This window comes from Pseudoxanthomonas sp. LjRoot204_2, from assembly GCF_056175765.1.
On record NZ_JBGFFG010000509.1, the window covers coordinates 1 to 2,121 of the forward strand.

Consider the following 2,121-nt stretch of genomic DNA (forward strand, 5'->3'; position numbering starts at 1 on the left):
TTCCGGTTCTGATCCGGCCCTATCGATAGATCTCGCTTATCGATCCCAGCGAAATGTTTCATTGGACGGCACGTGCGGGGCGCCCATACTTGAGACCTGTTCTCATCTGGAGCCCCGCCGTGAACAAGACCCTGAGCTTCGCGATCCTGCATTTCTCGGTGGCCTTCACCCTGGGCTACCTGTTCACCGGCAGCCTGCTGGTGGGCGGCGCGCTGGCGCTGATCGAACCGGCCTGCAATACCGTCGTTTTCCACTTCCACGAGAAGGTATGGAAGCGGATCGAGGCGCGGCGTGCCGCGAGAACCGTTCCGTTGCCTGTCTGACGCGTTCGACGCCGGTGCGGACCGGCTAAGGGTTGCCCAGCGACTTATCCAACGCCATGGACTCCTTTCTGCGCTGGATACATGTCGCGTCATCGACCGACAGCCCCGACTCCAGGTCACAGGGATGCATGGAGCGACCTGAGGCGGCGTTTTCCCGAAGATCCTTCAACATCAGCTGGCGGGTGCCCAACCACTCTCCGAGATTGACGATGCGCGGCTCGCATGTGGTGGGTTCGAGCACGGTGCCGGGCCGATCCCAAAACAGCAGCAGGAAATCTCCCGGCGCTACACCACTCATACAATTATTCCCCAACGGGTATTCCAATCGGGGTATAGCGGTGAGCGCCTTGCCMTTTATCTGCTCCACTAGCACGTAGCGGGCAACCACCCCGCCGATCTGATACGGCATTCCGTACAACCTGGCTGATGACGGAGTGTCGCCGAGAAAATTTCGCAACGCGGATTCACGCACAAGTTCGACAGCGGAAACCCGGACCAAGGCCACGTAAGCATTTCGCGCGGCAAGATCGTCGAGATCACGCGAACCCACCGGACCGCACTGGCACGCCAGCGCAGCAGCGCTGGCGGCCAACAAGACGCCCGCCAAACAGACTCGGGCGAGCAGGCGGATCACTTCTTCTTCGGAATGTACAGGTCGGTGATGGTGCCTTCGTAGACCTCGGCCGCCATCGCCACGGATTCGCTGAGCGTCGGGTGCGGATGGATGGTCGCGCCGATGTCGCCGGCTTCCGCGCCCATCTCGATCGCCAGCGCCAGTTCGCCGATCAGGTCGCCTGCATGCACGCCGACGATGCCGGCGCCGATGATGCGATGGGTGTGCTCGTCGAAGATGAGCTTGGTGGAGCCCTCTCCGCGGCCGATGCCGACCGCACGCGCCGACGCCACCCACGGGAACTTGCCGACGCCGATCTTCAGGCCCTTGGCCTTGGCTTCGGTCTCGGTCACGCCGACCCAGGCGATTTCCGGATCGGTGTAGGCCACCGACGGGATCACGCGCGCCACCCACTCCTTCTTCTCGCCGGCGGCCACTTCCGCCGCCAGTTTGCCCTCGTGCGTCGCCTTGTGCGCCAGCATCGGCTGGCCGACCAGGTCGCCGATGGCGAAGATGTGCGGCACGTTGGTGCGCATCTGCGCATCGACCGGGATGAAGCCGCGGTCGGTGACGGTCACGCCGGCCTTCTCTGCGTCCAGCTTGCCGCCGTTGGGCGAACGGCCCACCGCGACCAGCACGCGATCGAACGTGCCCGACGCCAGTTCCGGCGCCTGACCTTCGGTGGCGCTCTCGAAGCCGACGGTGATGCCCTTCTTCGACGCCTCGACCTTGGCGGCCTTGGTCTTGAGGTAAACGATGACGCCCTGTTTCTTCAGGCGATCGGCCAGCGGCTTCACCAGGTCCTTGTCGGCGCCCGGCATCAGCTGGTCCATGAACTCGACCACGGTCACTTCACTGCCCAGCGCGCGGTACACCGTSGCCATYTCCAGGCCGATGATGCCGCCGCCGACCACGAGCAGCTTCTTCGGCACCTCGGCCAGCTGYAGCGCATCGGTGGAATCCATCACGCGCGGATCGTCCCACGGGAAGTTCGGCAGCTTCACCGCCTGCGAACCGGCGGCGATGATGCATTGCTCGAAGCGCAGCAGCTGTGCCTTGCCATCGCTGCCGACGATCTCGAGCTCGTTCGGCGAGACGAACTTCGCCACGCCGGTCACCGTGCGCACCTTGCGCTGCTTGGCCATGCCGGCCAGGCCCTTGGTGAACTGGCCGACCACCTTGTCC

The 2,121-nt window shown here is 64.2% G+C and carries 3 protein-coding genes; 1 reads left to right on the top strand and 2 read right to left on the bottom strand.

Features of this window, described 5'->3' with window-relative positions; genetic code table 11:
* The first annotated feature begins 119 nt into the window (after window positions 1–119).
* Window positions 120–323 carry a DUF2061 domain-containing protein gene (locus tag AC04L7_RS17235; protein ID WP_299345725.1) on the top strand — a complete coding sequence of 68 codons (204 nt, stop codon included), beginning with the start codon at window positions 120–122 and terminating at the stop codon, window positions 321–323.
* Between the two features lie 25 nt (window positions 324–348).
* Here AC04L7_RS17235 and AC04L7_RS17240 read toward each other — a convergent pair whose 3' ends face one another.
* Together AC04L7_RS17240 and AC04L7_RS17245 are read right to left on the bottom strand one after the other, a co-directional pair.
* Window positions 349–957 (bottom strand): hypothetical protein, encoded by a 609-nt coding sequence (locus tag AC04L7_RS17240; protein WP_475513515.1) that lies wholly within the window; start codon window positions 955–957, stop codon window positions 349–351.
* A partial coding sequence (locus AC04L7_RS17245; protein WP_475513516.1) for a dihydrolipoyl dehydrogenase family protein occupies window positions 954–2,121 on the bottom strand: 1,168 nt, incomplete at its 5' end. The genes AC04L7_RS17245 and AC04L7_RS17240, both read right to left, overlap by 4 nt.